We start from the raw sequence: 5,175 nt of genomic DNA on the forward strand, positions 1-5,175 counted from the left end.
CGATTCAAGCCAGTTAAAGCGCGCAGCAAGCGGTCTTGTGTCAGCACCCGTTCAATATCCAGCATTTGCTTATCCCATTTCTGCCTTCTATTCTTGCTTATTTCCCGACAAGTCTATTGACACGGTGCTGATCATGCACTGGCAATATGCTGACGATCGCCGTCCGCTTTTCAGCGAGTGTCTAAACGAAAAGTAATCGGACGCTTTAGCAATCCCTATCGTTCTGCCAAAATTCTGCCGATGGAAAAGGGATGGTTTCCGCCTATAATGTAGCCTAAGTTGCACTTATATATCGTTTTATTCACGATCGGCATCATCCCTTTAAACTAGTTGACTTGAAGCTAGTTGATTGAGCTTCAGCAAACTGATTTAGCGCAGGTTGGAGTGTAGGCAATGGGCACAAGTTCAGCGGGGGGTTCGACCGGGGGAAGAAGCCGCAGAAGCAGAGCAAAGGCAACGGCGGTGGTAAATCCGTCAGATAATGCACCAAGTAACGCACCAAGTAACCCATCAGATAAAGCACTGGTACAGGAGGAAACGATGGCAGAGAAGAGCGCGGGCAACGGCGAAGTGACTGAGTCAAAAGCAGGCAAGCTGGATCTGGCGAAGAAACCGGAAACCAATGGTGGGGATTCAAAGCTGGCAGTGCGAACCGAGGACTCTAAGGGAGATCTGCAAGGGTTTACGGGCTACCTGGGCGATCGTCCGATTATACATGGTGCGATCGAGGTTGTAGAAGAGTTCACTGCTGCAGGGGTTCGCCCGATCGCTGCAAGCCACATGGATGTTTTTAGCACGATTCTGAACGGTCGTCCGATCATGGCAAGCCATCTGCAAGTGATGGAATATGCTCTTCCAGGCAATCGTCCTATTTTCGCTAGCGATATGGTGGTATGTGATGACCTGACGCTGCCCGGCGGTCGCCCGGTCATGGCAAGTAACCCGGATCTGCTGGCTGCAACCCTTCTGCCCGGTGGTCGTCCGATCGCTTCAAATGAAATCGACGATAGCGAAACCCTGATGGGCTTTATCGACTAACGGCAGCTAAGCCTCAAGGCATTTCATTTTCTCACTTATCCTGTCGATGGCTCAGTAGTCTTGCAGATATGGCAGCTACTGAGTTTTTTATTGCCCCATTTTCGACCGCTGAGTCAAACTCGCTACACTGGAAAATGCACGCTTCGAGTTCTGGTTTGGCTTTTGATGCAAGGCTTAAACGCGATCGATTTTTTAGCACACCCTGGGGTAATGCTGGATGTTCGGAGTCCAGCCGAGTACAGACAGGGTCATATTCCTGGGGCAATTAGCTTTCCTCTGTTTACCGACCAGGAACGGGCGCAGGTTGGGACTTGCTATAAGCATGAGGGACGTGACGCTGCCGTTGAGCTAGGCTTTCAGTTGGTTGGACCGAAATCCGCTCAGTTTCTTGCGACTGCCAAACAGCTTGCCCCTGATCGCCGAGTGCGAGTTCACTGCTGGCGGGGTGGAATGCGAAGTGGATCGGTTGCCTGGGTGCTCAAAATGGGGGGTTTTGAGGTTGCGACCCTGCATGGCGGCTACAAAGCATTTCGCAATTGGGCGTTAAAAACGTTTGAGCAGCCTAAACCGATCGTGATTCTGGGCGGCATGACTGGAACTGGAAAAACCGACATTTTGCTGGCTCTGAAAAATCAAGGCGCTCAGGTGCTTGATCTAGAGGCGATCGCCAGTCATCGCGGCAGCAGCTATGGCTCGCTGGGGCTACCTCCTCAACCGACAAACGAGCAGTTTGAAAACGAGGCTGCCGTGCAGTGGGCAAAGTTTCAGGCCGATTCCCCAATCTGGATCGAGGCAGAAAGCAAGCGAATTGGAACCTGCTGCATTCCGGAGCCTTTGTTTCAGCAGATGGATCAGGCTGAGGTATTGGAAGTTGTTCGTCCTCGATCGGAGCGATTGGCATTGCTAGCGAATGTGTATGGCTCAGCCGATCGCGAAGCAGTCGTAACTGCAACAGAGCGCATCCGCAAACGGTTGGGTGGGCTGCGAACTCAGCAGGCAGTAGATTTTATTCGTCAGGGACAAATCAGTGAAGGCGTGAGCATTGTCCTGGAATACTACGACAAGACCTACACCTACGATCTGCAGCGGCGAGATGTGGTGATTCATCCGACTGACGTTGCAGGGCTGTCCGCCGAAGAAAGTGCTGCAAAGCTGTTGGTCGCGGTTCAGCAACTGCAAGCGAAATCAGAGCCAATGCTTAGTGCAAAAGTGAAAGCTAATGTTTAGCGCGAAAGCGATCGAAAGGTGAAGTCGAAAAGTGAAATGGAAGCTTCTAAGTTACTGATTAAATTTAGCCAGAAACTCTGGACGGATGCCGAACAACAGCAGCAGTTTATCCATGCGCTGACTCAGCCGCGATCGTTTTCGCCCTGTATTCTCTGGACAAAGCCTCGTCCTGAGCCATTTCCCTTTGCCGTCGAACCTGCTCTTCTCTGGCAGGCAGCCTTTGTCGATCGATTGACGCTTGGAGAAAGACCAGGACAGCATTCGCTGCATAAAGCGGGCTATTTTTACTGTCTGGATTTTTCTTCAGTGTTTGCGGCCACACCGCTGCTGGCGATACGAAGCAGTTCCCAGGGGGGGGTAATTAATGCTCCTGTTCGCCTCGTGGTCGATATGTGTGCTTCTCCCGGCGGAAAAAGTATTTTTGCTTGGGCTGCTCTGCAACCGGATTATCTGCTGTCCAATGAAGTGATCGGCAAGCGAATTGGTGCCCTGCTGTCGAACCTGAAGCGGTGTCAGATTGAACCTGCTGTTGTGTCAAATTTAGACCCTGAAGTGCTGGCAGAGGCAATTCCGCAAACGGCAGAGGTGGTGCTCGTGGATGCGCCCTGTACTGGACAATCGTTGCTAGCAAAAGGCGGCAAGGCTCCGGGCTGCTTTCATCCGGTCAGCATCAACAAAAATGCAAATCGACAAAAGCGAATTATTGCCAATTCAGCGCGGGTGGTTGCTCCCGGCGGATATTTGCTTTATATGACCTGCGCCTATTCTCCAGAAGAAAATGAACAGGTTTGTGAATGGTTTTTAGAAAAGTTTTCGCAGTTTCAACCAATCGCCGTTGATGCCCTGTCAGCTTATCGATCGCATCTGGCGCAGTTTCCCTGCTATCGAATGTTTCCTCAGTTGGGGCTGGGTGCAGGCGCCTTCAGTGCCCTGTTTCAAAATACGGCTGGCTTTACGATTAACGGGGAGGCTATTGATAGGGAGTCTGCTGACAATAACGCGATCGAGGAAGCTGCCGCACAGCGGCTCAAGGAATTTCTACAGCGTCCGAGATTGATTTCTACATCGCGCTCTTAAACCGCTGCATTATCTTCCTTTGAGATATCCTGCATGGTTCAGTGAGTCCATGAGCAACAGTACAAGCAAAGTTTACGCCGGGCGTGCTGTTGTCAGCAAGTTTTCTACCTCCTGGTCGAGATTTGTTTTTCTCTTATGTTTATTCTCAAGATTTTGCTTATTCTCAAGATTTCTTCATCGATCGATTTCAGGATCAATTCAGGATCCAATAAAGTTTGGTTCTTGCAAAACGATTTGCGATCGTTGAGCCTTTCCTTCAAACTTATTATTCACACGTTTAACCTTGAAAAGATTGAACGATCGTTCCTGAATAGGTCAATTTTGTTTGTGAGTTGCTTTTAAAAATAAATTCGTTAGCTAGATATTCTTTGTTTCCATCATGCCTGACTAGACTTCAATTCCTTATAAATTTTTGCTCTACTTGTTTTCTGCGGTTGCTGATGGATCAGTAGGTGAATCAGTAGCCGCACAAGCGCTTTGGGTAGTGGCGATCGTTGCCCTGGTTTCTACAGCGTTGCCTTGGAAGCACGAAGTTGACCGCAGGCGGCATCGGTATCTAAGCCTCTGGAATAGCGAATGCTGACGGCGATGTGTTTGTCCTGCAAGGCTTTAACAAATGCCTGAATGCGCTGTTCGCTGGGACGCTGGTAGTCTGCTTCGCTAATCGGGTTATAGGGAATCAGGTTCACATGGCTCTGGAAGCCACGCAGATGGTGGGCCAGCTCGATCGCCTGCTGCTGACCGTCATTCAGTCCTGCCAGTAGAATATATTCAAACGAGACGCGCCGCCCCGTGAGGCTGACATATTCGCGGCATTCGTCCAGTAATGCCTGAAGCGGGTAAGCACGGGCACTGGGGATGAGTCTTTCTCGCGTTGCTTGATTAGAAGCATGGAGGCTTACTGCCAGCGTTACCTGAAGCTGATGTTCGGCAAAGCGACGAATGCGTCCGGGAATGCCAACGGTGGAAACGGTTATGTTGCGCTGCCCGATGCCTACGTCTTGATTAAGCGATCGAATGGCAGCCAGCACGTTGTTCATGTTCAGCAGCGGTTCGCCCATGCCCATAAACACAATATGGCTGACGCGCTGCCCTAGGTCTTCCTGCACAGTCAACACCTGATCGATAATTTCGTGTGTTTCTAAGTTGCGAAGCAGTCCGCCTTTTCCGGTCGCGCAAAAGTCACACGCCATCGGACAGCCCACCTGAGAAGAGACACACACGGTCAGCCGCTCACTGGCGCCGCGTCGCACTGCCGAATTTCCAGGTAAGTCCGTGTATTTGTACGTGGGCATTCCCACCGTTTCGATGATGTGCCCGTCTGCTAGCCGCAGCAAATATTTCACCGTGCCGTCTGCCGCTTCCGATCGATAGTGAACCGTTGACCGCCCGATCGCCCCATCCACAACTGTCGCTCGCCACTGCTTGGGAAACACCGAGATGTCCGCAAGCGATCGTGCCCCTTGCTGATAAATCCACTGATAAAGCTGCTTGCCACGATAGGCGGGCTGACCCTGCTGCTGAACCCATTCTGTGAGTTCCGCCTGAGTCATTCCTAATAAAGGGCGAGTTGAGGTCGGGTGATTATCATCCCTTTGGGGAACAGCGAGGCTATCGATTGCAGCTTCCCCTGTGCGCTTGGTTACAGCTTTCCCTTGGGGAGAATCGATCGAATCAGCATCAAGCGGCGTTACAGCAGACATAGGAATTCGCACAGGAGGTCACTCTTTCCATGATACGAGATTCCCTGAGACTCGACTTTTTGCCCGAATTTCTCCTGGAGGATGTTTGAGGAGTCTTAGAGTCCTGCGTTGCCCCTCAATTCCCCAATTC

The 5,175-nt window shown here is 51.1% G+C and carries 5 protein-coding genes; 4 read left to right on the forward strand and 1 reads right to left on the reverse strand.

Annotated elements, in window-relative coordinates; translation table 11 throughout:
• The 4 genes from H6F80_RS01795 to H6F80_RS01810 all read left to right on the forward strand — a co-directional run.
• The coding region (locus H6F80_RS01795; protein WP_206755021.1) for a hypothetical protein at positions 1–196 on the forward strand (196 nt) is incomplete at its 5' end.
• 197 nt (positions 197–393) lie between these two features.
• Entirely contained in the window at positions 394–1,038 is a 645-nt protein-coding gene (locus H6F80_RS01800) for a hypothetical protein (RefSeq protein ID WP_190789909.1), read from the forward strand.
• A 90-nt stretch (positions 1,039–1,128) separates the two neighbouring features.
• On the forward strand, positions 1,129–2,265 hold the full coding sequence (mnmH, locus tag H6F80_RS01805; RefSeq protein WP_242067114.1) for a tRNA 2-selenouridine(34) synthase MnmH: 1,137 nt from the start codon (positions 1,129–1,131) through the stop codon (positions 2,263–2,265).
• A gap of 36 nt (positions 2,266–2,301) precedes the next feature.
• Entirely contained in the window at positions 2,302–3,342 is a 1,041-nt protein-coding gene (locus H6F80_RS01810) for an RsmB/NOP family class I SAM-dependent RNA methyltransferase (protein ID WP_190789910.1), read from the forward strand.
• A gap of 506 nt (positions 3,343–3,848) precedes the next feature.
• Here the strand turns inward: H6F80_RS01810 and rlmN are convergent.
• Entirely contained in the window at positions 3,849–5,045 is a 1,197-nt protein-coding gene (gene rlmN / locus H6F80_RS01815) for a dual-specificity RNA methyltransferase RlmN (protein WP_190789911.1), read from the reverse strand.
• Between the last annotated feature and the right edge of the window lie 130 nt (positions 5,046–5,175).

This window comes from Leptolyngbya sp. FACHB-711 (assembly GCF_014695615.1).
Taxonomy (GTDB): domain Bacteria; phylum Cyanobacteriota; class Cyanobacteriia; order Elainellales; family Elainellaceae; genus Leptolyngbya_A.